The sequence below is a fragment of the Microbacterium sp. CGR1 genome, from assembly GCF_051062835.1.
In the GTDB taxonomy this organism is placed as follows: Bacteria; Actinomycetota; Actinomycetes; order Actinomycetales; family Microbacteriaceae; genus Microbacterium.
Genome location: NZ_JAOTPG010000001.1, coordinates 2,125,180 through 2,148,624 on the forward strand (window position 1 = coordinate 2,125,180; position 23,445 = coordinate 2,148,624).

22 protein-coding genes are annotated in these 23,445 nt (G+C 69.3%); 13 read left to right on the forward strand and 9 right to left on the reverse strand.

All coding sequences use genetic code 11. The features are described 5' to 3' along the window. Positions 1–58: 58 nt before the first annotated feature. The 3 genes from OD997_RS10535 to OD997_RS10545 form a co-directional block, all read right to left on the reverse strand. The gene (locus OD997_RS10535; protein ID WP_434331522.1) at positions 59–1,606 is read right to left on the reverse strand and encodes a sugar ABC transporter ATP-binding protein; all 1,548 of its coding nucleotides are present in this window, start codon (positions 1,604–1,606) and stop codon (positions 59–61) included. Next, entirely contained in the window at positions 1,603–2,622 is a 1,020-nt protein-coding gene (locus tag OD997_RS10540) for a LacI family DNA-binding transcriptional regulator (protein ID WP_434331523.1), read from the reverse strand. The genes OD997_RS10535 and OD997_RS10540 overlap by 4 nt, the downstream gene beginning before the upstream one ends. A 67-nt stretch (positions 2,623–2,689) precedes the next feature. Beyond that, on the reverse strand, positions 2,690–3,949 hold the full coding sequence (locus OD997_RS10545) for a D-arabinono-1,4-lactone oxidase (protein ID WP_434331524.1): 1,260 nt from the start codon (positions 3,947–3,949) through the stop codon (positions 2,690–2,692). A 79-nt stretch (positions 3,950–4,028) separates the two neighbouring features. On the opposite strand from OD997_RS10545, the gene OD997_RS10550 reads away from it, so the two are divergent. The 5 genes from OD997_RS10550 to OD997_RS10570 all read left to right on the forward strand — a co-directional run bounded on the left by OD997_RS10550 (position 4,029) and on the right by OD997_RS10570 (position 9,962). Beyond that, the gene (locus OD997_RS10550; RefSeq protein WP_434331525.1) at positions 4,029–5,075 is read left to right on the forward strand and encodes a LacI family DNA-binding transcriptional regulator; all 1,047 of its coding nucleotides are present in this window, start codon (positions 4,029–4,031) and stop codon (positions 5,073–5,075) included. A gap of 135 nt (positions 5,076–5,210) precedes the next feature. Then, entirely contained in the window at positions 5,211–6,548 is a 1,338-nt protein-coding gene (locus OD997_RS10555) for an extracellular solute-binding protein (RefSeq protein ID WP_434331526.1), read from the forward strand. Further along, positions 6,545–7,495 (forward strand): carbohydrate ABC transporter permease, encoded by a 951-nt coding sequence (locus OD997_RS10560; RefSeq protein WP_434331527.1) that lies wholly within the window; start codon positions 6,545–6,547, stop codon positions 7,493–7,495. The genes OD997_RS10555 and OD997_RS10560 overlap by 4 nt, the downstream gene beginning before the upstream one ends. Further along, a complete protein-coding gene (locus tag OD997_RS10565; protein ID WP_434331528.1) occupies positions 7,495–8,400 on the forward strand; it encodes a carbohydrate ABC transporter permease in 906 nt (301 codons plus the stop codon). The genes OD997_RS10560 and OD997_RS10565 overlap by 1 nt, the downstream gene beginning before the upstream one ends. A 38-nt stretch (positions 8,401–8,438) precedes the next feature. Then, positions 8,439–9,962, forward strand: coding sequence for an alpha-N-arabinofuranosidase (locus OD997_RS10570; RefSeq protein WP_056512541.1), 1,524 nt, complete (start codon positions 8,439–8,441; stop codon positions 9,960–9,962). Positions 9,963–10,027: 65 nt separating this feature from the next. On the opposite strand, the gene OD997_RS10575 is transcribed toward OD997_RS10570, so the two are convergent. The 5 genes from OD997_RS10575 to OD997_RS10595 form a co-directional block, all read right to left on the reverse strand. Then, positions 10,028–11,161, reverse strand: a complete 1,134-nt coding sequence (locus OD997_RS10575; protein ID WP_434331529.1) for a bifunctional 2-methylcitrate synthase/citrate synthase — start codon at positions 11,159–11,161, stop codon at positions 10,028–10,030. A 2-nt stretch (positions 11,162–11,163) separates the two neighbouring features. After that, positions 11,164–12,066 (reverse strand): methylisocitrate lyase, encoded by a 903-nt coding sequence (gene prpB, locus OD997_RS10580; protein WP_434331530.1) that lies wholly within the window; start codon positions 12,064–12,066, stop codon positions 11,164–11,166. Then, a complete protein-coding gene (locus OD997_RS10585) occupies positions 12,066–13,592 on the reverse strand; it encodes an MmgE/PrpD family protein (protein WP_434331531.1) in 1,527 nt (508 codons plus the stop codon). The genes prpB and OD997_RS10585 overlap by 1 nt, the downstream gene beginning before the upstream one ends. Further along, the gene (locus OD997_RS10590; protein WP_434332373.1) at positions 13,589–14,236 is read right to left on the reverse strand and encodes a GntR family transcriptional regulator; all 648 of its coding nucleotides are present in this window, start codon (positions 14,234–14,236) and stop codon (positions 13,589–13,591) included. The genes OD997_RS10585 and OD997_RS10590 overlap by 4 nt, the downstream gene beginning before the upstream one ends. A gap of 94 nt (positions 14,237–14,330) precedes the next feature. Continuing rightward, a complete protein-coding gene (locus OD997_RS10595) occupies positions 14,331–15,311 on the reverse strand; it encodes an EamA family transporter (RefSeq protein ID WP_434331532.1) in 981 nt (326 codons plus the stop codon). A 39-nt stretch (positions 15,312–15,350) separates the two neighbouring features. On the opposite strand from OD997_RS10595, the gene OD997_RS10600 reads away from it, so the two are divergent. From OD997_RS10600 to OD997_RS10635, 8 genes are all read left to right on the forward strand, one after another. Then, the gene (locus OD997_RS10600; RefSeq protein ID WP_434331533.1) at positions 15,351–15,887 is read left to right on the forward strand and encodes a CGNR zinc finger domain-containing protein; all 537 of its coding nucleotides are present in this window, start codon (positions 15,351–15,353) and stop codon (positions 15,885–15,887) included. Positions 15,888–15,921: 34 nt separating this feature from the next. Beyond that, on the forward strand, positions 15,922–16,902 hold the full coding sequence (locus OD997_RS10605; RefSeq protein ID WP_434331534.1) for an acetylxylan esterase: 981 nt from the start codon (positions 15,922–15,924) through the stop codon (positions 16,900–16,902). Positions 16,903–17,032: 130 nt separating this feature from the next. Beyond that, the gene (locus tag OD997_RS10610; protein ID WP_434331535.1) at positions 17,033–17,623 is read left to right on the forward strand and encodes a glucose-6-phosphate isomerase family protein; all 591 of its coding nucleotides are present in this window, start codon (positions 17,033–17,035) and stop codon (positions 17,621–17,623) included. Positions 17,624–17,632: 9 nt separating this feature from the next. Then, on the forward strand, positions 17,633–19,135 hold the full coding sequence (gene xylB, locus OD997_RS10615; protein ID WP_434331536.1) for a xylulokinase: 1,503 nt from the start codon (positions 17,633–17,635) through the stop codon (positions 19,133–19,135). Next, positions 19,135–20,091, forward strand: a complete 957-nt coding sequence (locus tag OD997_RS10620) for an NAD(P)-dependent oxidoreductase (protein WP_434331537.1) — start codon at positions 19,135–19,137, stop codon at positions 20,089–20,091. The genes xylB and OD997_RS10620 overlap by 1 nt, the downstream gene beginning before the upstream one ends. 11 nt (positions 20,092–20,102) lie before the next feature. Beyond that, on the forward strand, positions 20,103–21,059 hold the full coding sequence (locus OD997_RS10625; protein ID WP_434331538.1) for a shikimate dehydrogenase family protein: 957 nt from the start codon (positions 20,103–20,105) through the stop codon (positions 21,057–21,059). After that, positions 21,059–22,027 carry a phosphotriesterase family protein gene (locus OD997_RS10630; RefSeq protein WP_434331539.1) on the forward strand — a complete coding sequence of 323 codons (969 nt, stop codon included), beginning with the start codon at positions 21,059–21,061 and terminating at the stop codon, positions 22,025–22,027. Before OD997_RS10625 ends, OD997_RS10630 begins: the two co-directional genes overlap by 1 nt. Before the next feature lie 38 nt (positions 22,028–22,065). After that, complete coding sequence (locus OD997_RS10635; RefSeq protein ID WP_434331540.1) at positions 22,066–22,362, forward strand: putative quinol monooxygenase; 297 nt, start codon at positions 22,066–22,068, stop codon at positions 22,360–22,362. A gap of 68 nt (positions 22,363–22,430) precedes the next feature. Here the strand turns inward: OD997_RS10635 and OD997_RS10640 are convergent, their stop codons facing one another. After that, positions 22,431–23,429 (reverse strand): ABC transporter substrate-binding protein, encoded by a 999-nt coding sequence (locus OD997_RS10640; RefSeq protein ID WP_434331541.1) that lies wholly within the window; start codon positions 23,427–23,429, stop codon positions 22,431–22,433. Between the last annotated feature and the right edge of the window lie 16 nt (positions 23,430–23,445).

Here is a 23,445-nt window from a genome sequence, read left to right on the forward strand (position 1 = left end):
GAACACAAGAGATATCGAGAAAGTCAGTGCGATCAGTGCCGATCGATCTTGTTACCGATCACAGTTCGGCGCTGTGGCTCAGCTCAGCCGCGATCATCTCGACAACGGTGTCGACCGTGACGCCGGGCCCGTTGCTGAGCTCGCCGATCTTCTCGCGATCCTTGAGCACGATGATGCGGTCGCTCAGCCGCACCACCTCTTCGAGCTCTGACGAGATGAAGACCACCGCGACGCCGTCGCCGGCCAGCTGGCTGATGCGCCGCTGGACGTCGAGCTTCGCGGCGATGTCGATGCCGCGCGTGGGCTCGTCGAGGATCAGCACATGCGGGCGCACGGCCAGCGCTCGAGCGAGCAGGATCTTCTGCTGGGTGCCTCCGGACAGCAGCTCGACCGGCCGATCGAGATCCGCCGGGTCCAGATGCAGCGCCTCGACGTAGGTCTCGACGAGCGCCGACGCCTCGGCCTGCGCGAGCGGGCGCGACCACCCGCGCAACGCCTGCAGCGAGAGGATCATGTTCTCTCTCGCCGTCAGCTCGCCGATGATGCCCTGCGTGCCGCGATTCTCCGCCGACAGCGCGATCCGATGCCGCAGCGCGACCGACGGGCTGCGCAACTGCACCTGCTCGCCGTCGACCCACAGCACACCGCTGTCGGCGCGGACTGTTCCGCTCAGGAGCGAGGCGACCTCGGTGCGCCCGGAGCCTCGGAGCCCGGCGAGGCCCACGATCTCGCCCCGCTGGATCTCGATGTCCATCTGCTCGAGCTCACCCCGGCGGCCGAGGTCCGATGCCTGCAGCGCAGGTTGACCGTCGGACGAGTAGTGGTGCGCCTTGCGCTCCGAACCGAGAGCCCTGAGGCTCTCGATGTCCTTGCCGAGCATCTTCGAGATCAGGTCGGCGCGGTCCAGGTCGCGGGTGGCGTACTCGCCGACCCGGCTGCCGCCCCGCAGCACCGTCATGCGGTCGCTGATCGCGAAGGCCTGCTCGAGGAAGTGCGAGATGAACAGGATCGCCACCCCGCGCTGTCGAAGGCCCCGGATGACGCGCATCAGCGTCGCGACCTCGGCCACGTCCAGGCTCGACGTGGGTTCGTCCAGCACCAGGACCCGCGGCTCGTCGACGACCGCGCGGGCGAGAGCCACGAGCTGCTTCTGCGCGGGCGTGAGCATCGACAGCGGCGTCTTGGGATCGAGGTCATCGAGTCCCAGCCGCCCCAGCGCCTCGGCGGCATCCGCTCTCGTGCGTCTCCAATCGATGCCGAATCGTCCTCGACGCTCGCGTCCGAGCATCACGTTCTCGGCGACGCTGAGGTTCGGACTCAGCTGCGCCTCCTGGAACACCGTGGCGATTCCGGCGGCTCGGCTGTCGGCCACTCCGGCGAAGCGTCGTGGCTCGCCGTCGACGAAGACCGTGCCGGCCTCCGGGGTGTGCGTGCCGGTGATGACCCCGACGAGGGTCGACTTGCCCGCCGCGTTCTCGCCCATGACGGCGTGCACCTCGCCGGCGAACAGCCGGAAGTCGACGTCGTCGAGCGCACGCACCCCCGGGAACTCGACCGTGATGCCCTCGAGTCGCACGACCGGCTCGGGAGCACGGGCGGGTGTCATGGCACCTCCCGGGGCGCCGCCGACGAGGCGCGCGCCACGAGTTCGGTCGGGATGCGGGTGAGCGTGGGGATGTCGCGCCCCTCGATCGCCGCGCGCAGCATCTCGACGACCGAGACCCCCAGAGCACCGAAGTCCTGCCGCACCGTCGTGAGGGGCGGGATGAAATGGCGCGCGAGGGGGATGTCGTCGAATCCGACCACGCTGAGATCGGTCGGCACCTCGAAGCCCCGGTCGTGCAGGCCGTGGATCAGCCCGATGGCCATATCGTCGTTGGCCGCGAAGATCGCGGTGTAGTCCGGGAGCCGCGTGAGACCCTTCGCGAAGTCGTAGGCGAAGTCCGCCGACCAGTCGCCGACGACGATCGGCCGTTCTCGGATGCCCCACGACTTAGCCCTCGAGTGGAAGGCGCGCTCTCTCGCCCTCGCGTCGAGCCAGTCCAGCGGGCCGGAGAGATGCAGGATGTCCCGGTGCCCGAGCGCGACGAGGTGGTCGACGACGAGCGTCGTGCCCGCGTGCTGATCGATCGACACCGTGAGGAAGGTCGGGTCGGCGTCCGCCTTGACGACGAGCATCGGCACCGTGATGGCGATGCGACGAAGAGCCGCGACGGACGACGATCGAGGGGCGATCACGCAGAGCGCGTCGACCCCCTGAGTGACGAGGTTGTCGACCGCCTCCTGCGGAGAGAGCGCATCACCCTCGTGCAGCGCGATCGGGGTGACCGAGTACCCCGCGGCACGCGCCGACAGCTCGACCGCGCGCAGGATGCTGGTCGGGCCGTGCGCCACCGCGCTCTCGACGATGACGCCGATGCGACGGGTGCGCTGGGTCGCCAACGCCCTGGCCACGAGATTGGGCCGGTAGTCGAGCTCTTCGATGGCCTCGAGCACCCGGCGCCGGGTGTCGGGTTTGATGTTCGGGTGATCGTTGAGCACACGCGACACGGTCATGTGCGACACACCGGCGATGGTCGCGACCTGGCGGATGTTGGGCTTGTCGGAGCCGACGTTCACCATGCGCACCTCCGTCGGCCGAACCTCGGAGAATGTTACCGAGAACAACCGTGATGGTGCAATGGATGCTCTACAGCCCGAGGCGCTCCAGATACGGGTTCACGAGCCGGCGCTCGGGGTCGAATCGGGCGGCGAGCGCGGCGAAGTCGTCCCACCGCTGGTAGCGCGAACGCACCTCCGCCGGGTCGAGGGTGAAGACCTTGCCCCAGTGCGGGCGGGCAGTCGCCGGCAGAAGCGCCTCGAGCGTCGGCAGGAACGCGCGCACCGCCGCCTCGTCGGGCTTCCACGTGAAGTGGATGCCGACGGCATCCGTCCCCTGCGACGAGCTCAGCCAGAGGTAGTCGGGGGCGACCGTGCGGATCTCGTTCACGAGCAGCAGCGGGGCGATCTGGCCGGCGAGCGTGCGAACCGCTTGGATCGCGGCGACCGCGTCTGCGCGGGGTACCAGGTACTCGCTCTGGATCTCGGCGCCGGCCGACGGGGTGAACTCGAGCTTGAAGTGCGCGAGGCGCTCGAACCACGGCCCCGGCTCGCCGAGCTGCTCGGTGCAGGCGACGGGATCGACGCCGAGGATCGGATGCCGTTTGCTCGTCGCCGGCTCCGCACCGAGCCGCTCGAAGAGGTCGTCGCGGACGAGCTCGTGCGCCTCGGGGTGGCGCTGCTTGACCCAGATCTGGTCGGCGATGTCGGTGCGCGTCCAGGTCGAGAAGATGCTGACGCTCGTGCCGATGCCCGTCACCTCGTCGAAGTCGGCGAGGATCGCATCCCACGACGGATGCTCGAACACATGCTGCGCGACGTCGTAGGTCGGCTCGACGTCGAGCGTGACCTCGACCACGGCGCCGAGCGCCCCGAGGCTCACGACCGCGCCGTCGAAGTCCTCGTCACCGCGAGAGAGCGTCCGGGTCTCACCGGACGGGGTGATGATGGTCAGCGCACGCACCGCGGTCGCCAGCGACCCGGTCGCGTCGCCCGACCCGTGCGTGCCCGTGGCCACGGCTCCGGCGATGGAGATGTGCGGCAGCGAGGCGAGGTTCGCGAGAGCAAGCCCCTCCGCCCCGAGGCGTGGCGCGATGTCGCCGTAGCGCAGCCCGCCCGAAACCCGCACGGCGTCGCGGGCGTCATTGAGCTCGAAGACGACCGGCAGCCGGTCGAGGGCGATGAGCACCCCGTCGGTGTCGGCGATGTCGTTGAAGCAGTGCCGGGAGCCGAGGAACCGCACGGACCCGCCGCGCGCGAGCAGTGACTGCAGCTCCTCGATCGACGACGGATGCTCGACCGCGGATGCGCGATAGGTGAGGTTGCCTGCCCAGTTGCGTTCGATGGTCATGGCGCCATGTTAGTCAGAGCCGCACCGCCTACATCGATGTACTGCCGTCGACGACGGTCCTCATGGATAGGCTGACCGGATGACAGCGATGATGCCGCCCCGCGCGACGATGAAAGACGTCGCCGCGCTCGCGGGCGTCTCGCCCAAGACCGTCTCGAACGTCGTCACCGGCACCGTCGCCGTGCGCGAGGAGACCCGCGTCAGGGTCGAGGCGGCGATGGCGCAGCTCGACTTCGTGCCCAACCTCAGCGCGCGAGGCCTGCGCAAGGGCCGATCCGGCATCATCGCGGTGGCACTCCCCGACCTCGCCACCGCCTTCTCCGCCGAACTCATGCACCGTCTGGTCGACGCGGCCCACGAGCGAGGGCTCGCGGTGCAGATCGAGGAGACCGCGACCGACCCCGACCGCGAGAAGGAGCTCGTCTCTCGGGCCCGCGCCCACCTCGTCGACGGTCTGATCCTCAACCCCATCCGCCTCGAAGACAGCGTGCTGAAGTACGCCGACCGCCTGCCGCCGCTCGTCGTGCTCGGCGAGGTCGAGCAGAACAGGGCCGACCATGTGCGCATCGACAGCCGTCGAGCGGCGGCCGATGTCACCCGTCACGTGCTCTCGCGCGGTGCCACGCGCATCGCGGTGATCGGCGCGGATGACGACAGCTCGGTCGCGACCGCGACCAGCCGCCTGAGGCTCGAGGGCGTGCACGACGCGCTCCGCGAGGCCGGCATCCCCCGCGACACCTCTCTCGAGATCAACCCGATGCCCTGGTCGATGACGGGCGGAGCGGATGGCGTCGAGACGCTGTTCCGGCGGGGCGTGGCCTTCGATGCGATCGTCGCCTTCACCGATTCCCTGGCGCTCGGCGCCCTGCACGCCCTGCACGACCACGGCGTGAGCGTGCCGGGCGACGTGATCGTGACGGGCTTCGACGACGTCGAGTTCTCGCGGTACACGTCGCCGTCGCTCACGACGATCGCCTTCGATCGTCGGGCATTCGCCGATGCGGCGCTGGGCCTGCTCGAGTCACGCATGGACGACCGCAGCTCGCCGCCCCGGGCGCTCACCCTCTCGCACCACCTGCTCGAGCGCGACAGCACTCAGGGCACCCCGCGCGGCTACCGCCCCTGACGCGCCCTGTCGCGCACGGCATCCCCGCGTCCTCCGCGCCCCCGCGTCCTCTCCTTCCGGTTTCTCTCTTGCGCCCGCGATTACATCGATGTAATGATGTACCTCGATCCCGCCCGCAGTCACGAAGGAGTGACGATGACGCCCCCGCTCGATATGTCCAGACGGCAGTTCCTGACCGCAGCATCGGTCACCGCCGCGGCAGCCCTGCTCGCCGGCTGCGCCCCCGGCACCGTCCCCGGTTCGAACACGACGACCCTCCAGTTCTGGCATCTGCTCTCGGGCGGCGACGGCGTCACGATGTCGCAACTGCTCGACACCGCCAACTCGGCGCAGAGCGCGTACCGCATCCGTCCGACCGTCCTCGCCTGGGGCACCCCGTACTACACGAAGCTCGCGATGGCCGGTGCCGGAGGCCGCGCCCCCGACGTCGCGATCATGCACGCGACCCGCACCGTCGGCTGGGCCCCCGGCGGCCTGCTCGACACGTGGGACCTCGACCGACTCGCCTCGCTCGGCGTCGACAGCACGAAGTTCCCGAAGCCCATCTGGGAGAAGGGCTTCGTCGGCGAGAACATGTACAGCATCGCGCTCGACGCGCATCCGTTCGTCGCGATGTTCAACACCGACATCTGCGATGCCGCCGGCGTGCTCGACAGCGACGGTCACCTGATCGAGACCTCCTCCCCCGACGAGTTCGTCGACCAGCTGCGCACGATCGGCGGCAAGGCCAGCGGACACGCGCTCTCGTACGGCTACCTCGGTGACGGCGCCCAGATGTGGCGCCTCTTCTACACCTTCTACTCGCAGCACGGCGGCGCGATGGAGCTCCCGCCCGGGGGCAAGGCCGTGATCGACAAGGATGCCGCGGTCGAGTCGCTCTCGCTCATGCGCACCCTGCTCGACGGTGAGATCGCTCTCGCGCAGGCCGACTACGGCAGCGCCGTCGCCGAGTTCGCGACCGGCAAGAGCGGCATGCTGTTCACCGGCGTCTGGGAGCTGCGCACCATGCAGAACGCCGGGATCCCGTTCGACGCGACCATGATCCCCACCCTCTACGGCACGCCGGCGGTCTACGCCGACTCGCACTCGTTCGTGCTGCCTCATCAGACGAACGCCGACGAGAAGAAGCGGGATCTGACCTACCGGTTCGTCGCCGACATGCTGAAGGGCTCGTTCGGCTGGGCAGAGGCCGGGCACATCCCCGCCTTCCTTCCCGTCACCGAATCCCCCGAGTACGACGATCTGATCCCGCAGGCCAACTACGCCGAGGCCGCTCAGCACGTCGTCTACGACCCGACCGCGTGGTTCACCGGATCGGGATCGAACTTCCAGGGCGAGTTCGGCGCCGCCGTACAGGGCGTCCTGCTCTCGGGCGATGACCCCGCCGCCGCGATCGACCGGTTCGAGGCGCGCGTGAACACGCTCCTCAGCCAGCCGAACCCGGCTGACCCAGAGGGGAAGTTCGCATCATGACCACGGCAACCGACTCCACCCGCACCATCGTCACCGGCTCCAAGGCCGCGCTGCCGATCCGTCGCGCCGGCTCCCGCAACCGCGAGCAGCTCATCAGCTGGGCGTTCCTCGCCCCGTTCCTCGTCGCCTTCGTGCTCTTCCTCGCCTGGCCGATCGTGCACGGCATCATCCTCAGCTTCACCGACCAGTCGCTCACCGGCGCCGGCGGCGCCTTCGTCGGCTTCGCGAACTACGCCGAGGCCCTGGCCGACCCGGTCATGTGGCGATCGATGGGCAACACGGTCTGGTTCACGCTTCTCTCGACGGTCCCGCTCGTCGTGATCGCGCTGATCATGGCCGCACTCGTCGATCGCGGGATCCCCGGCCAGTGGCTCTGGCGCCTGTCGTTCTTCATGCCGTATCTGCTCGCCTCGACCGTGATCTCGCAGATCTGGGTCTGGATCTTCAACCCGCAGATCGGCGCGGCCAACAACATCCTGAAGGCCTTCGGTCTCGAGCCGCTCGCCTGGCTGCAGAACCCCGACACGAACATGCTGTCGATCGTGATCGCCACCGTCTGGTGGACGGTCGGATTCAACTTCCTGCTCTACCTCGCGGCGATGCAGAACATCCCGCCGCAGCAGTACGAAGCGGCGTCCCTCGACGGCGCGGGCCCGTGGCGGCAGTTCTGGTCGATCACGCTCCCGCAGCTCGGCCCCGCCACCGTCCTGATCCTGATCCTGCAGATCCTCGCCTCACTCAAGCTGTTCGATCAGGCGTACCAGATGCTCGGCGGAGTCGCGAGCGACACCACCCGCTCGATCGTCCAGTACATCTACGAGGCAGGCTTCGTCAGCTACCGATTCGGCTACTCGGCCGCGATCTCCTATGTGTTCTTCGCTCTCATCGTCATCATCGGCGTCGCGCAGGCCTTGATCTCGCGCCGCCGGAAGGAGTCGCAGCTGTGATGTCCACCGCCACTCTCACCGAGACCATCACCACCGCCAAGCCCGCGCGGGCCCGTCGCTCGCACCTCCCTGGCCAGAAGCCGTTCGGCGCACTCCGCATCAGCGCTCTCGTCGTGCTGATCATCCTCGCCGTCGGCTGGCTGCTGCCGTTCCTCTGGGCGGTCGCGACCGCGTTCAAGACCGAGACGGATGCCGCCAGCGGCGACCCGTCGTGGATCGGCGCCACCGGGCCGACGATCGAGGCCTTCACCGCGATCCTGTCGCAGGGCAACGTCTACACCTGGGCGTTCAACAGCCTGTGGACGTCGATCGCCGTCACACTGATCACGCTGACCATCTCGGCCTTGGCCGCCTACGCGTTCTCGCGACTCGACTTCGCCGGCCGCAAGTGGCTGTTCGTGGTCATCATCGCCTCGATCGTGGTGCCGCCGCAGGTGCTCATCATCCCGCTGTTCTACGAGATGCTCGCGTTCAACATGATCGACACCTACTGGGGTCTGATCCTGCCGCAGGTCGTGGCACCCGCGATGGTGTTCATTCTGAAGCGGTTCTTCGACGCGATCCCGATCGAGCTCGAAGACGCGGCGCGCGTCGACGGCGCCAGTCGCCTCCGCATCTTCTGGTCGATCGTGCTGCCGCTCTCGCGGCCGATCCTGGCATCCGTCGCGATCTTCGTGTTCATCGGCGCCTGGAACAACTTCCTCTGGCCGTTCCTCGTCATCAACGACACCACCCTGATGACGCTGCCGGTCGGGCTTCAGACGGTCATCAGCGCCTACGGCGTGCAGTACGCCCAGGTGATGGCACAGGCCGTGCTCGCGGCGCTGCCGCTGATCATCGTGTTCATCATCTTCCAGAAGCAGATCGTCAAGGGAGTCGCGACCAGCGGCTTCGGCGGTCAGTAGTCCCCCACCCGGCTCGAGAGCCAGAATCTAGGAGAGCAATGTCTCAGGCCCGCATCACCATCGATCGCGACTTCACCATCGCCGACGTCCCCCGGAGGCTCTTCGGGTCGTTCGTCGAGCACATGGGGCGCTGCGTGTACACCGGCATCTACGAACCGGGGCACCCGCAGGCCGACGAGCGCGGCTTCCGTCAGGACGTGCTCGCCCTGGTGAAGGAGATGGGTCCGACCGTGGTCCGCTACCCCGGGGGCAACTTCGTCTCGGGCTACCGCTGGGAAGACGGGGTCGGCCCCGTCGAGGACCGCCCCGTGCGCATCGACGGCGCCTGGCACACGATCGAGACCAACGCGTTCGGTCTGCACGAGTTCATGGACTGGGCGAAGGAGGCCGACGTCGAGGTCATGGAGGCCATCAACCTCGGCACCCGCGGCGTCGAGGAGGCCCGGTCGCTCGTCGAGTACGCGAACCACCCGAGCGGCACCTACTGGTCGGATCTCCGTCGCAAGAACGGCGCCGAGAAGCCGTTCGACATCAAGCTGTGGTGCCTGGGCAATGAGCTGGACGGACCGTGGCAGATCGGCGGCAAGACCGCGACCGAGTACGGACGCCTGGCCCAGGAGTCTGCCAAGGCCATGAAGCTCGTCGATCCGACCATCGAGCTCGTCGCGGTCGGCTCGTCCGGCCGGTCGATGCCGACGTTCGGCACCTGGGAGAACACGGTTCTGACCCACGCCTACGACGAGGTCGACTTCATCTCGATGCACGCGTACTACCAGGAGCACGACGGCGACGCCGAGTCGTTCCTCGCGGAGTCGGTCGACATGGACGCCTTCATCGACGGCGTGATCGCGACGATCGACGCGGTGAAGGCGGCGGGAAAGCACACGAAGCAGGTCGACATCTCGTTCGACGAGTGGAACGTGTGGGACCAGGTGCAGTTCAACGACGTCGAGTCGGTCGAGATCGCGAAGGCCGGGTGGAAGAAGCATCCGCGTCTGATCGAGGACACCTACAACGTGACGGATGCCGTCGTCGTGGGCACGCTGCTCAACAGCCTGCTGCGTCACGGCGACCGCGTGAAGATCGCCAACCAGGCGCAGCTCGTGAACGTGATCGCGCCGATCCGCTCGGAGGAGAACGGTCCGGCCTGGCGTCAGACGAGCTTCTGGCCGTTCGAGCGCATGGCCCGTCTCGCGAAGGGCCGCATCCTGCGCCTCGCGGTGTCGGCGCCGCAGATCGAGACCAAGCGCTACGGCGGGGTCGACGCGGTCGACGCGGCGGCCACCTGGGATGAGGAGACCGGACGCGTCGTCGTCTTCGTCGCCAACCGCTCGCTCGACGAGGAGAGCGACCTGACGGTGGAGCTCCGCGGCCTCACCGGCCTGCGTGTCGTGAACGCCGAGACGCTGACGATTCCCGAGGGCGGCGACCGCCACACCGCGAACCTCGAGACCACGCAGGATGCCGTGCACATGGTGCCGCTGGCGGGCGCCGAGGTCGTCGACGGCGCGGTACGCGCGACGCTGCCGCCGCTGTCGTGGTCGGTGATCGAGCTGGCCTGATCCCCTGACACAGAGATGCCCGAGTCCTTCGCGGACCCGGGCATCTCTGCGTCTGCGGTGAGCGGTCAGCTCTCGATGTGCCGCTCGTCGACACCGTCGTAGAACGACAGCGGGCGGATCAGCGCGTTGGCGCCGGCCTGCTCGATCACGTGGGCCGTCCAGCCGGTCACCCGTGCCGCGACGAACAGCGGCGTGAAGGTGAGGGTGTCGAAGCCGATCAGGTTGTACGCCGGGCCCGACGGATAGTCGAGGTTCGGGTAGATGCCCTTGCGCGCGACGAACTCCGACTCGAGCGCGTCGTAGAGCTCTGCCACCTCTGCCTTGTCGTAGTGCTCGACGAGCGTGTCGAGTGCCGCCTTCATGGTGGGCACGCGCGAGTCGCCGCTCTTGTAGACGCGGTGGCCGAAGCCCATGATCTTGCGCTTCTCCGCCAGCGCCTTATCGAGCCATGGCACCACGTTCGAGGCCTCTCCGATCTCGTCGAAGATGTGCAGCACCGCCTCGTTCGCGCCTCCGTGCAGCGGCCCCTTGAGCGCGCCGATCGCTCCGACCACGGCCGAGTACAGGTCACTGAGGGTCGAGGTGATCACGCGGGCCGTGAACGTCGAGGCGTTGAACGAGTGCTCGGCATACAGGATCATCGAGCGGTTGAACGCGTCGACGACGACCGGGTCGGGCTCTTCGCCGAATGTCATCCAGAGGAAGTTCGCCGAGTAGTCGAGGTCGTCGCGCGGCGCGATCGGCTCCTCGCCGCGACGGCGACGCTGGCCGTAGGCGACGATCGCCGGAAGAGCGGCGAACAGGCGGATGCTGCGCTCGAGGTTCTCCTCGGGGCTGCCGCCGGCATCCAGCACCGATCCTCCGGCGTTCGTGTCGGAGGCGCCGATCAGGCTCACGGCCGTGCGCACCTCGTCCATCGGGTGCGCCTCGAGCGGGATCAGGTCGATCGCCGCCTTGACGTTGTCGGTCAGGGCGCGGTGCGGGCGCTCCTGCGCCCGGAAGGCCGCCAGCTCTTCGAACGTCGGCAGCTCGCCGTGCCACAGCAGGTAGGCGACCGCCTCGAACGGCTGGGTCGCCGCCAGCTCCTGCACGGGATACCCGCGGTAGAGCAGGCTGTTCGTCTCGGGGTTGACCTTCGAGATCGCTGTCGTGTCGACGACGACCCCCGCGAGGCCCTTCTTGATGTCCGGCTCGGTCATGCTCACTCCTTCGTGACGGTGAAGCCTGCGACGCCCGAGTCGAACTGGGTGTAGGACTCGTAGTCGATCAGGTCGTAGAGATCGGCACGGTGCTGCATCTCACCGAGCTTCGAGGTGAGGTGCCCCTCCTCGTTCAGCGTATCGAGCGCACGCCCCGCCGCGCCCATCGCGATGCGCAGCAGCGACACCGGCCAGATGACCATGTTCACGCCGGCGTCGCGCAGCTGGTCGACCGAGAACAGGTCGCTCTTGCCGAACTCGGTCATGTTGGCGAGGATCGGCACGTCGAGCGCCTCCGCCATCGCCTCGAACTCCGCGAGCGTGCGCATCGCCTCGGGGAAGACGGCATCGGCCCCGGCATCCACCAGCGCCTTGGCGCGATCGATCGCCGAATCGAGTCCCTCGACCGCACGGATGTCGGTGCGGGCCATGATGAGGAAGTTCGGATCGCGGCGTGCATCTGCGGCCGCACGGATGCGACGGATCGCGGTGCGTTCATCGACGACGCTCTTGCCGTCGAGGTGCCCGCAGCGCTTCGGGTTGATCTGGTCCTCGATGTGCGTGCCGGCGAGGCCCGCATCCTCGAGTTCCTGGATGGTGCGGGCGACGTTCATCGGCTCACCGAAGCCCGTGTCAGCATCGACGATCGCGGGGATGTCGGTCATCCGCGCGATCTGCTTCGCGCGGCCGGCGACCTCGGTCAGCGTGGTGAGGCCGATGTCGGGCACGCCGAGGTCGGCAGAGAGCACCGCACCCGAGATGTAGACCCCGTCGAAGCCCTTCTGCTCGATCAGCCGTGCGCTCAGCGGGTTGAAGGCGCCGGGGAACCGCAGCAGCTCACCGCTCGCGAGCCGCTCGCGGAACAGGCGGCGCTTCTCGGCCGGGGTGACGTGGGAGTACAGCATCAGAACAGGCCCTTCGGGGCGTCGGCACCCTTGAGAAGACCGGGCCTCGCGATGATCGACAGCTCGCCGACCTCGGCGGCCGTGAGCTCGGGCAGGCGCTGCACGAGCTCGAGGAACCGCTCGATCTCGGCAGGCTCCAGCACGGGCTCGGCCAGCAGACGGAACTTCGCGATGTAGTTCTCGCGGGCGAACGGACGGGCGCCGAGCGGATGCGCGTCGGCGACGGCGATCTCGTCGACGACGGTCGTGCCGTCGCTCAGGCGGAACTCGACGCGACCGCCGAACGCCTTCACATCGGGGTCCTCAGAGTGGTAGCGACGCGTCCACTCGGCATCCTCGGCGGTGGTGATCTTGTGCCACAGCGCGACGGTGTCTTCGCGGCCCGCGCGCTCGGGGGTGTACGAGTCGACGTGGTGCCAGCCGCCGTCCTGCAGCGCGACCGCGAAGATGTACGGGATCGAGTGGTCGAGCGTCTCACGCGATGCGGTGGGGTCGTACTTCTGCGGGTCGTTCGCGCCCGAGCCGATCACGTAGTGCGTGTGGTGGCTGGTGTGCAGCACGATGGCCTCGATGTTCGCGGGGTCGCGCAGCGCCGGGTTCTCGGTGCCGAGCTTGCGGGCGAGGTCGATCCACGCCTGCGCCTGATACTCGGCCGAGTGCTCCTTCGTGTACGAGTCGAGGATCGCGCGCTTCGCCTCGCCCGCGGCGGGCAGCGGCACCTCGTAGGCGGCGTCCTTGCCGTCGAGCATCCACGCGATCACGCCGTCTTCACCTTCATAGATCGGTGCGGGGCTGGTCTGGCCGCGCATGGCCCGGTCGACGGCCTCGACCGCGAGCTTGCCGGCGAACGCCGGGGCATGCGCCTTCCAGGTCGAGATCTCGCCCTTGCGGCTCTGACGGGTGGCGGTGGTGGTGTGCAGGCCCTGACCGACTGCCTGGTAGATCGTCTCGACGTCGAGGCCGAGCAGGGTGCCGATGCCGGCGGCGGCCGACGGGCCGAGGTGGGCGACGTGGTCGATCTTGTGCTTGTGCAGGCAGATCGCACGCACGAGGTCCATCTGGATCTCGTAGCCGGTGGCGATGCCGCGCAGCAGCGCGCGACCGTCGGCCTGCACGTGCTGGGCGACGGCGAGGATCGGCGGGATGTTGTCGCCCGGGTGCGAGTACTCGGCCGCGAGGAACGTGTCGTGGTAGTCGAGCTCGCGCACGGCCACGCCGTTGGCCCAGGCCGCCCACTCGGGGCTGGTGCGGTGGTCGAGCGCCGCGCCGAAGACCGTCGCGCCGATGCCGCCGGTCGAGACGGGGTGGCTGAATGCCTGGGCGCGGGCGGCGTTGATGGGGCCGCGGGTGAGGGATGCCGCCGCGACCGACGCGTTGTCGATGATGCGGTTGATGATCATGTCGGTGACATCCGGCTCGACCTCGACGGGGTCGGCGGCGACCTCGGCGATCTTCCAGGCGAGCTGGTCTTCTCGGGCGAGGTTCTCGTCGCTGCGGTGGACGCGGACGTGGTGGGTGACGGTCATTTCACACCTTCGGGGTTGGCTGTCAGGGAGTCGAGGATGCCGGTGAGCGCGTTGTGCAGGTGCACGTGCGTGGCGTGGGCGGCGAGGTCGCCGTCTCTGGCGCCGAGCGCTGCGGCGATCGTGCGGTGCTCGGCGGCGGAGGCGGCGAGGCGGTCGGGCTTGTCGCGGGCCATGCGGCGCACCCGCACGAGGTGCGTGCGCACGGTGCGCAGCGCCGAGGCGATGTAGTCGTTGTCGACGGCCTGGTCGAGAGCCGCGTCGAAGCGGGCGATGAGGGCGTAATAGGCGTCACGCCCTTCGACGGCGGCGAGATCGACGTGGGCGAACTCGTCGGCGAGCGCGGTGAAGAGGGCGGCGTCCCCTCGCTGGGCGGCGAGACGCGCGGAGGTCTCCTCGAGCGCGCGGCGGATCTCGAACAGGGCCCGGATGTCATCGGCATCCAGGTCTGCCACCACCGTGACGCGGGGCGACTGCTGCACGACGAGGCCGTCGGCCGCCAGGCGTCGCAGCGCCTCGCGCATCGGGGTGCGGCTGATGCCGAGGCGGGCGGCCTGTTCGACCTCGCCCAGCACGGAGCCGGCGGGGAGGGCGCCGGATTGGATCTCGTCCAGCAGCGCCGCGTGCGCTCGATCGCTCGCGGTCATGCGATCAGCGACGGAGCTCATGCCCTCAGTGTATACATAAATACTGGAGTTCGGTCGTTGGAACGACTTCCGACTGCCTCACGTATACATTGAGCTACCGCTGAGCCAGCTCCACGGCATCCGGTATCGGCTCGACGAACTCGGCGGGACGCGGCTCGCCGAGCTTCACCACGACGACGCCGACCAGCACGAGGGCTCCGCCGAGGGCCTGCAGGAGGTCGGGCAGCTGTCCGAGCAGCAGCCAGCCGAAGAGCAGCGCGGCGACGACTTCGGACAGCGCGACGAACGAGGCGAGACGCGAGCCCAGCATCCGGGTCGAGGCGATGCCCAGCACGTACGCGAGAGCCGTCGCGATCAGGCCGATCGCGAGCACCGGCACGAACCACGGCACGGTGCCGAAGCGGTAGGTGATGTCGTCGGTCGTCCAGGCGATGGGCAGGATGCCGACGAGCCCGGCGACCGTGAGAGCGACCGCGCCGAGCAGCAGCCCACCCCCGGCGAGCGCGATCGGCGGCAGCCCTGTGTCAGCCTTGGCCGACAGCAGGAAGTACGTCGCGGCCCCCACCATCGCGGCGAGCGCCCAGAGGATGCCGGCGACGTTGACCTCGGCGCCGGTGATGATGTCGAGCATCAGCACGAGGCCGACGAACGCGATGGCGGCGCCGATCACGCTGCGACGACTCGGCCGTTCACCCCGGCGGAGCCACAGCCACAGGATGACGGCGATCGGCGCCGTGTACTCGATGAGCAGAGCGAGGCCGACGTCCATCACGGCGACGGCCTGGAAGTAGCAGAGCTGCGTGGCGGTCACGGCGAGCAGGCCGTAGGCGGCGACCATGCCGGCATTCTTCTTGAGCACGCCCCATCGACCCCGCAGCGACAAAATCGTCGGCACGAGCAGCACGAGCGCCGCGACCCAGACGCGGACGGTCACGGCGGCGCCCGGCGTCCACCCCGCATCGATGAGGCCTCGAGCCCAGGCACCCGACATCCCGAACGCGAAGGCCGCGCCGATCGCCAGCGGCAGACCGAAGCGCACACCCTGCATCGCGGTGTCATTTGCAACCTTGCTCATGACAGGTGACGCTACTCGCGCGCAATGTAAGGTGTCAACATGAACTTCACCGATGACACAGAAGAGGCCCTGCGCTCGGCCGTCTGGCTGGTGAACTCGGCCGAGGATCCCGAGACCCTCGAGACGCTCGCCGACTACGAGGCCTTCCTCGTGGACTTCCCCTATTCGGGCCGACTCGACCGCGACGAGGCTGAGCTCACCTCCCTGCGGGACCTGCGCCCGCGTCTGCGCACGATGCTGCTCGCACCCCGCGACGACATGGCCGAGCACGTCAACGCCGCCCTCGCCGAAGTGCACCTCGCGCCCCGGCTCGTGCGCCACGAGGGCATGGACTGGCACCTGCACGCCGTCGCCGACGAACGCCCGCTCGCCGAACGCGTGCTGATCGAGACCGCCATGGCGCTGATCGACGTCATCCGCGCAGACGAAGGATCGCGCATCTCGATCTGCGCCGACGACACGTGCGAAGCGCTCGCCCTCGACCTCTCGCGCAACCGCTCGAAGCGCTACTGCTCGACGACCTGCACCAATCGCAACGCCGTGGCCGCGTACCGCGCGCGACGCGCGAGCGCCTGAAGCCTGCGCGCGGATTCGGTAGCGTCGTCTCGTCATGCCCTTCCCCTCCCCCTACGACACCTGGTTCGCCGACGCCGAGTTCGACGCGAGCTACGGCCACACGCTGCACACCCTCCGTGCGATCGCTCCGATCGCCGCACCCGACGGCTTCGCCGAACGGTGGCAGGGCTGGCGGGAGCAGGCCAAGGCGGTGGATGCCGCACCCACCGTGCTGTCTGCCGAGACCGCGCACGGCCGGCGCGTGTCTGTCATCGAGCACGCGGGAGCCGACGGCACGCGCCTTCGGGCCTGGCTCGTCGAGCCCCTCTCCGCCCCGGCGCGCGTCGGCGTCGTGCACAGCCACGGCTACGGAGGACGCGATGCGATCGATCTGGCCAGGGTGCCCGACGATGCGGCGGCGATCTTCCCCGTCGCCCGCGGGCTGCCCACCCTGAACACGGGCATCGGCGCCCCCGAGCTCCAGGCCGAGCACGTGCTGGCCGGGATCGAGAGTCCGGACTCCTACGTGCTGGGCCTCTGCGCCCGCGATCTCTGGCTCGCAGCGGATGCTCTCACCACCCTCGTCGGGCCCCTGCCGCTCTACTACGTCGGCGAGAGCTTCGGCGGCGGCATCGGCGCGCTCGCCCTGCCCTGGGACGAGCGTTTCATCGGGGCCACCATCATCGTGCCGAGCTTCGGGCAGTACGACGAGCGTCTCGCGGTGCACTGCGTCGGCAGCGGCGAGACCGTGCGCGACCACGTCGCCGCGCATCCGGAGGCCCGCGAGGTGCTGCGCTGGTTCGACGCCTCGACGGCCCTCGGCTTCGCCCGCGTTCCTGTGCGCGTCGAGGCGGCCCTGTGGGACCCGTACGTGCCGCCGCCCGGACAGTTCGGCGTCGCGAACGCGGCACGGATGCTCGAGCTCGCCGTTCTCCCGGCGGGCCATGCCGAGTATCCGGGGGTCGCGAAGGTGACAGCCGAGGCGATCAGCGACGGCCGCGCCCACCTCGCCCGGACGCTGCGCGCAGCATCCTGAGATTCCGTCAACCCGCACCCGCGCTCGCACTCCTGCACATCCGAGCACTGGACGCCACTTGTCATAACAGGTATACTCAACTTGTCATTACAGGTTGCGCAGCGCCGCAGCACCCGCACGAGGAGCACCGATGCCCCAGTTCCACACGCCCCCGATCTCGCCGATGGCGATCGCGTTCGACGCCGAGAAGCTCACGCTCTCGCCCGAGGGGCCGACCCTCACGCGGCGCATGTCCGACCTCGAAGGCCTGTTCCTGGACGCGGATGCCTGGGCCGCCGCATCCGCCGGTGACAACCCCGTGGTCTACACCGTGGTCAGCTCGCCCGTGCCCGAGGTCGACCGCGAGCTGCCGCAGTCGATCACCACGATCATGCCCGGCGACACCTCGGGTGAGCTCTGGATGACCAAGGGCCACCAGCATCCGAACCACCAGGGTGAGATCTACCTGGCCCTCACGGGTCGGGGCGGCCTGCTCATGTTCGACGGCGAGCGCACAGAATGGCTCGACATGCTTCCCGGCACCATCGGCTACATCCCGCCGGGCTGGGCCCACCGCTCGGTGAACACGGGCGACGAGCCCTATGCGTTCCTCGCGGTGTACCCGGGCGGCGCCGGCCACGACTACGGCTGGGTCCTCGAGCACGGGATGGGCTCACGGGCCTATCGCGCGCCCGAGGGCGTGGACCTGCGCCCCTATTCCGCGACCCCCTCCGCGGAATAGGCTCCGGCCATGCTGATCGCGCACGACCTGGGAACGACCGGCAACAAGGCGTCCCTGCACCACGACGACGGCCGCCTCGTCACCTCGGTCACCGTCCCCTACCCGGCGCACTTCGCCGCGGGCGGCATCGCCGAGCAGGACCCAGCGGACTGGTGGGATGCCGTCGTCTCGGCGACCCGACAGCTGATCGGTCGTGCCGGCGTCGGGCCCGAGACCATCGGAGGCCTCGTCGTCAGCGGCCAGATGATGGGCACCGTGCTGCTCGATGCGAAGGGCGAGCCGGTGCGCCCCGCGATCATCTGGGCTGACACGCGCTCCGGAGCGCAGGCCCGCGCACTCGAACAGCACCTCGGCGCGGAAGACGCCTACCGCGTGCTCGGCCACCGCCTGAACCCCACCTACTCGCTCGAGAAGATCATGTGGGTGCGCGACAACGAGCCCGAGGTGTGGGCGCGCGTGCGCCACTTCTGCGTCGCCAAGGATTACATCGTCTACCGGCTCACCGGACGCCTCGCCACCGAGCGCTCCGACGCCTCGGGCACGAACGCCTACGACCAGCTGCGCGGCACCTGGTCGACCGATGTGCTCGCGGCGGCAGGACTCGACGCCGCCCTCTTCCCCGAGATCCTCGAATCGACGACCGTCGCGGGCTCCCTCACGACCGCGTCGGCGGATGCTCTGGGCCTTCCGGCGTCCGTGCGCGTGGTGATGGGCGGCGGAGACGGACCCCTCGCCGCTGTGGGCTCGGGCATCGTCGCCCCCGAGGACGGCGCGTACGTGTGCCTCGGCACCTCGTCGTGGATCTCGTTCGCGAGCCTCACCCCGCTGCACGACCCGCAGATGCGCACCATGACGTTCGACAACGTGGTCCCCGGGTCCTTCGTGCCGACCGCGACCATGCAGGCCGGCGGCGCGTCGGTGCAGTGGATCGCCGAGGCGCTCTCCCCTGACCCCGCCCACCCCGACACCGCGCGGCTGACGGCCGAGGCCGGCGGCGACCTCGACACCGAAGACCTCTACTTCCTCCCCTACCTGCTCGGCGAGCGCTCTCCCCTGTGGGACCCGCACGCCCGCGGCGCGTTCGTCGGCCTCGGTCGCCACCACACCCGCGCGCACCTCACGCGAGCGGTGCTCGAGGGAGTCGCGTACAACCTGCTCACCTGCATCCAGGCGTTCCGCGAATCCGGAGCGGTGATCGACCGCATCGACGCGGTGGGCGGCGGGGCGCAGAGCGACGCCTGGCTCGGCATCCTCGCCGACGTGTGGGGCGTGCCGATCCGCCGCCGCACCATCGTCGAAGAGGCCAACAGCCTCGGCGCCGCGGTCACCGGGGCGGTCGGACTCGGGCTCGCCGACTTCTCGGCGGCCAGGGCTCTCAGCGAGGTGACGGCGGAGTTCACCCCGGATGCCGGGCGGCACGCCGTGCACGCGCAGCGTCACGGCCGCTTCGTCGACGCCTACGCCGCGCTCGAGCCCTGGTTCGCTCAGGCGCCCGCCGGCCGGGGCGTCTGATGGGAGTCATCCTCGCCACCAGCCGCTCGTTCTCAGACGGCGACCTCGATCTCGTCGGGCGCGCGCACGCGGCCGGCCACGAGATCGTCCGAGGACCCGCGCATCACGGACTCACCGAGCTCGCGCCGCTGCTCGCCGCGGCAGAGGGGTGGATCGCCGGCACGGGTCCTGTGACCGACGAGCACCTCGCCGCCGCCCCGAACCTCAGGGTCGTCGCGCGCTACGGCGTCGGCACCGAGGCGGTCGATCTCGCGGCGGCGCTGCGACGCGGCATCCCGGTGACCAACACCCCCGGTGCGAATGCGGATGCCGTCGCCGACCACGCCGTCGGACTCATGCTCGCCGCTCTGCGTTTCATCCCCGACGGCGATCGCCGCGTGCGGGTCGGCGACTGGGCTGTGCGGCGCGGCCGCGAACTCGGAGCCGCCACCGTCGGCATCGTCGGATTCGGCCGGATCGGCCAGGGCGTCGCCCGGCGCCTCGGTGGCTTCGGCTCGCGCGTGATCGCCGCCGATCCGTTCCTGCCGGCCGACATCGTCGCCGAGCGAGGGGCCGAACCGTTCGACCTCGACGAGCTGTTCCGCTCCGCCGACCTGATCACCCTGCACGCCCCCGGCGGCCAGACCCTCGTCGATGCGGCGCGGCTCGACAGCATCCGTCCGGGGATGATCCTGGTGAACACCGCCCGCCCCGATCTCGTCGACGAGCGTGCGCTCGCGCGGGCTCTGCGCGACGGACGCCTCGGCGGATACGCCGCCGACACCCTCGACGGCGACACCGCGGCGAGCGCGAGCCCGCTGCTGGCGCCAGACCTCGCCGACCGTGTGACCGTCACCCCGCACCTCGGTGCGCAGACCACGCAGGCCGTCGACAACATGGGCTCGATGTCTCTCGACGATGTGCTCGCCATCCTCGCGGGCCGCGTGCCCGCTCACCCCGTCTCTCCCCGACCCTGAAGGACTCAGCGATGACCATCACCGAGACGCCCGCGACTCCCGCTGCTCCCGCGACCGGCGGCTACATGGGCTTCGTCGGCGTGAGCACCGGCTCGTCGTCGATCATGAAGGTGTTCCCGAAATGGGCCGAGGTTCTGGGCCTCCCCACCGAGAACCTCATCGGGCACGACCTGCCGATGGATGCGACCCCTGAGCAGTACGTCGCGATGGTCGAGCAGATCCGCGACGACCCTGACCACCGAGGCGCTCTCGTGACCACCCACAAGATGAACGTCTTCGCCGCGGCATCCGACCTCTTCGACGAGCTCGACCCGTTCGCCGTCTCGTGCTCCGAGATCTCGAGCATCTCGAAGCGGGGCGACCGTCTGATCGGCCGCGCGAAGGATCCTCTCACCGTCGATCTCGCGCTGAACGACTTCCTCCCCGCCGACCACTTCACCCGCACCGGAGCCGAGGTCGTGATCCTCGGCGCCGGCGGCTCGGGCACAGCGCTCAGCTGGGCGCTGGCGGAGCGAGCGGATGCTCCGGCCAGGATCACCGTGACCGCCCGCGACGACGACAAGCTCGACCACCTGCGCGAGGTGCACCGCCAGCACGGCACCCCCGAGGGACTGATCACCTACGTGCGCACCGATACGGTGCAGGATGCTGCGGCGATCGTCGCGGCGGCCCCCGCCGGCTCGCTGATCGTGAACGCCACGGGCCTCGGCAAGGACCGCCCGGGCTCGCCGCTGCCCGACGAGGTGGTGTTCCCCGAGGGCGCGTGGGTGTGGGAGTTCAACTACCGCGGCTCGCTGGAGTTCCTGCATCAGGCCCGCGCCCAGGGGGCCGCGCGCGGTCTGCATGTGGTCGACGGCTGGCGCTACTTCATCCACGGCTGGTCGCAGGTCGTCGCCGACGTGTTCGAGATCGACCTCACCCCCGAGATCGTCGAGCGTCTCGCCGAAGCCGCCGAATCGGTGCGCTGATGCCCGTCGTCCGCACGGTTCTCGGCGACGTCGACCCTGCGCAGCTCGGGGCGACGGACTATCACGAGCACCTGTTCCAGATCTCGCCGCTGCTGGTCGGCGACGAGCTCGACGACGAAGACCTCTCGGGTCGCGAGACGGCGCTGCTGAAGGCCAGCGGCTTCGCGGCGATGGTCGACGCGACTCCGTTCGGGCTCGGGCGCGACCCCGAGGCCGTCGCACGCGTCAGCGACGGCACCGGGATGCACGTCGTCGCGACCACGGGACGCCATCGCGAGGCGCACTACGGCGACGACCACCCGATGCGCGTGTGGAGCGTCGAGCGCCTCACCGAGCTGTTCGTCGCCGAGGTGACGCGGGGGATGCTGGTCGACGATGCACTGGTGTTCGAGACGCCGGACGTGCCCCGCGCCGCAGCGCCCGACGGCTCGCCGGTGCGTGCAGGGATGCTCAAGGCCGGCGTCGGCTACTGGAGCATCACCCCGTTCGAGCACACGACCCTGCTCGCGGTCGCCGAGGCGCATCGCGCGACCGGGGCGCCGGTGATGGTGCACCTGGAGTTCTGCACCGCCGCCCACGAAGTCCTCGATCTGCTCGAGGCGCGTGGCGTGGCATCCGATCGCGTCGTGCTCGCGCATGCCGACCGCGACCCGGACTCCGGGCTCCACGCCTCGCTCGCCGAGCGTGGTGCGTATCTGGGATACGACGGCTTCGCCCGCCCCCGCACCCGGTCGGATGCCGAGCTGCTCGCCCTGACCGAGAAGGTCGTGGCACTCGGTGCGGGCGACCGAGTGCTGCTCGGCGGCGATGTCGCCCGCCGCACCCGGTACATCTCCTACGGCGGCATGCCAGGACTCGCCTACCTCGGCGAGCGCTACCTGCCGCGGTTGCGCTCCGCCGTCGGCGACGACGTCGTCGAGCGGATGCTGGTCGCGAACCCCGCCCGCCTGCTCACCCTGACGTCCTGAAACCGCATCCGAGCCCGCGCCATCCCCGAGGAGTCCGCATGACCGAGCCGACCATCCTGCACGCCGTCTTCACCGCCCGTCCTGAGAAGGGCGACGAGGTGGCGGCGCTGCTGCGCGACTTCGCCGAGGTCGTGCGCGCCGAGGAGGGCAACGTCGTGTTCGATGCGACGCGCCTCGTCGACGACCCCGATCGGTTCTTCGTCTACGAGGTCTACCGCGACGAGGCCGCCTTCCGGGCGCACATCGCGGCCCCCGCGGGAGTGCCGTTCAACGCGGCGCTGCAGCAGCTCATCGTCGAGCCGTCGTCGATCCTGACCTTCCTCCGCCGCATCTGACCCGGCCGCACCCGGCATGAGGGAAGCCCCCCGCCCGAAGGCGAGGGGCTTCCTGTCAGATCAGCGGATCACTGGTAGAGGACCGCTGCGATGTTCTCATCCTCGAGGTTCGTGCTGTCGTACCAGTACGAACCGGTGTCGTAGAACTCGTCGACGTCATCGCCGTTCGCGGCGTCGTATGCCGCCTGGACGACCTGCTTGCCGATGCCGATCGGGTCCTGCGTGATCGCGCCGGCCATCGTGCCGTCCTTGATGGCGTTGATCTGCGCGGCGCCGGAGTCGAAGCCGACGATCGTGATCTTGCCCTTCTCGAGACCGAGCTCGTTCACGGCGTTCACGACGCCGATGGCCGAACCCTCGTTGGTGCCGTAGATGCCCTTGAGGTCGGGGTGGGCGGCGATCAGCGTCTTGGCGATGTCGGCCGACTTCAGGTGGTCGCCGTCACCGTACTGGATGTCGACGATCTTGATGTCGGGGTAGTCCGCCTCGATCTTCTCGACGAAGCCGTCACGACGCTCGACACCGGTCGAGTTGATGTTCGAGTGACCGACGATGGCGACCTCGCCCTCGCCTCCGATCAGCTCGGCCATGTGCTCTGCGGCGAGCGCGCCGGCGACCTTGCTGTCGGTCGCCGAGAGGCTGAGTCCGACGTCTCCGTCGCACGGGGCGTCGAAGTAGACGACCGGGATGTCCTTCGACTTCGCCTGCTCGAGCGGGGCGACGCACGCCTCGGGGTCGAGGGCGGCGTAGGCGATGGCATCCGGGTTCTTGTCGATCGCGGTGGTCAGCATCTCGAGCTGCTGGGCGATCTCGGTCTCGGCGGCCGGGCCCTCGAACGTGATCTTCACGCCGAGCTCGTCCGCCTTCTCCTGAGCGCCCTGCTTGACTGCCTGCCAGAACTGGTGCTGGAAGCCCTTCGAGACGAGCGCGATGTACATCTCGCCGTCGCCGCTCGATCCGTCGCCGCTGCCTTCTTCGATGACGTCACCGCCGCCGGCGCAGCCCGCGAAGACGAGGGCGGATGCGGCCACGAGTGCCGCGAATGCGGTCTTCTTGCCGAATTTCATGGAAACTCCATTGTTC

What these genes read in the sequence shown, in the direction of transcription:
- OD997_RS10535 (WP_434331522.1), bottom strand. Translation starts at nt 1,606, where the DNA reads ATGACACCCGCCCGTGCTCCCGAGCCGGTCGTGCGACTCGAGGGCATC.
- OD997_RS10540 (WP_434331523.1), bottom strand. Translation starts at nt 2,622, where the DNA reads ATGGTGAACGTCGGCTCCGACAAGCCCAACATCCGCCAGGTCGCGACC.
- OD997_RS10545 (WP_434331524.1), bottom strand. Translation starts at nt 3,949, where the DNA reads ATGACCATCGAACGCAACTGGGCAGGCAACCTCACCTATCGCGCATCC.
- OD997_RS10550 (WP_434331525.1), top strand. Translation starts at nt 4,029, where the DNA reads ATGACAGCGATGATGCCGCCCCGCGCGACGATGAAAGACGTCGCCGCG.
- OD997_RS10555 (WP_434331526.1), top strand. Translation starts at nt 5,211, where the DNA reads ATGACGCCCCCGCTCGATATGTCCAGACGGCAGTTCCTGACCGCAGCA.
- OD997_RS10560 (WP_434331527.1), top strand. Translation starts at nt 6,545, where the DNA reads ATGACCACGGCAACCGACTCCACCCGCACCATCGTCACCGGCTCCAAG.
- OD997_RS10565 (WP_434331528.1), top strand. Translation starts at nt 7,495, where the DNA reads ATGTCCACCGCCACTCTCACCGAGACCATCACCACCGCCAAGCCCGCG.
- OD997_RS10570 (WP_056512541.1), top strand. Translation starts at nt 8,439, where the DNA reads ATGTCTCAGGCCCGCATCACCATCGATCGCGACTTCACCATCGCCGAC.
- OD997_RS10575 (WP_434331529.1), bottom strand. Translation starts at nt 11,161, where the DNA reads ATGACCGAGCCGGACATCAAGAAGGGCCTCGCGGGGGTCGTCGTCGAC.
- prpB (WP_434331530.1), bottom strand. Translation starts at nt 12,066, where the DNA reads ATGCTGTACTCCCACGTCACCCCGGCCGAGAAGCGCCGCCTGTTCCGC.
- OD997_RS10585 (WP_434331531.1), bottom strand. Translation starts at nt 13,592, where the DNA reads ATGACCGTCACCCACCACGTCCGCGTCCACCGCAGCGACGAGAACCTC.
- OD997_RS10590 (WP_434332373.1), bottom strand. Translation starts at nt 14,236, where the DNA reads ATGACCGCGAGCGATCGAGCGCACGCGGCGCTGCTGGACGAGATCCAA.
- OD997_RS10595 (WP_434331532.1), bottom strand. Translation starts at nt 15,311, where the DNA reads ATGAGCAAGGTTGCAAATGACACCGCGATGCAGGGTGTGCGCTTCGGT.
- OD997_RS10600 (WP_434331533.1), top strand. Translation starts at nt 15,351, where the DNA reads ATGAACTTCACCGATGACACAGAAGAGGCCCTGCGCTCGGCCGTCTGG.
- OD997_RS10605 (WP_434331534.1), top strand. Translation starts at nt 15,922, where the DNA reads ATGCCCTTCCCCTCCCCCTACGACACCTGGTTCGCCGACGCCGAGTTC.
- OD997_RS10610 (WP_434331535.1), top strand. Translation starts at nt 17,033, where the DNA reads ATGCCCCAGTTCCACACGCCCCCGATCTCGCCGATGGCGATCGCGTTC.
- xylB (WP_434331536.1), top strand. Translation starts at nt 17,633, where the DNA reads ATGCTGATCGCGCACGACCTGGGAACGACCGGCAACAAGGCGTCCCTG.
- OD997_RS10620 (WP_434331537.1), top strand. Translation starts at nt 19,135, where the DNA reads ATGGGAGTCATCCTCGCCACCAGCCGCTCGTTCTCAGACGGCGACCTC.
- OD997_RS10625 (WP_434331538.1), top strand. Translation starts at nt 20,103, where the DNA reads ATGACCATCACCGAGACGCCCGCGACTCCCGCTGCTCCCGCGACCGGC.
- OD997_RS10630 (WP_434331539.1), top strand. Translation starts at nt 21,059, where the DNA reads ATGCCCGTCGTCCGCACGGTTCTCGGCGACGTCGACCCTGCGCAGCTC.
- OD997_RS10635 (WP_434331540.1), top strand. Translation starts at nt 22,066, where the DNA reads ATGACCGAGCCGACCATCCTGCACGCCGTCTTCACCGCCCGTCCTGAG.
- OD997_RS10640 (WP_434331541.1), bottom strand. Translation starts at nt 23,429, where the DNA reads ATGAAATTCGGCAAGAAGACCGCATTCGCGGCACTCGTGGCCGCATCC.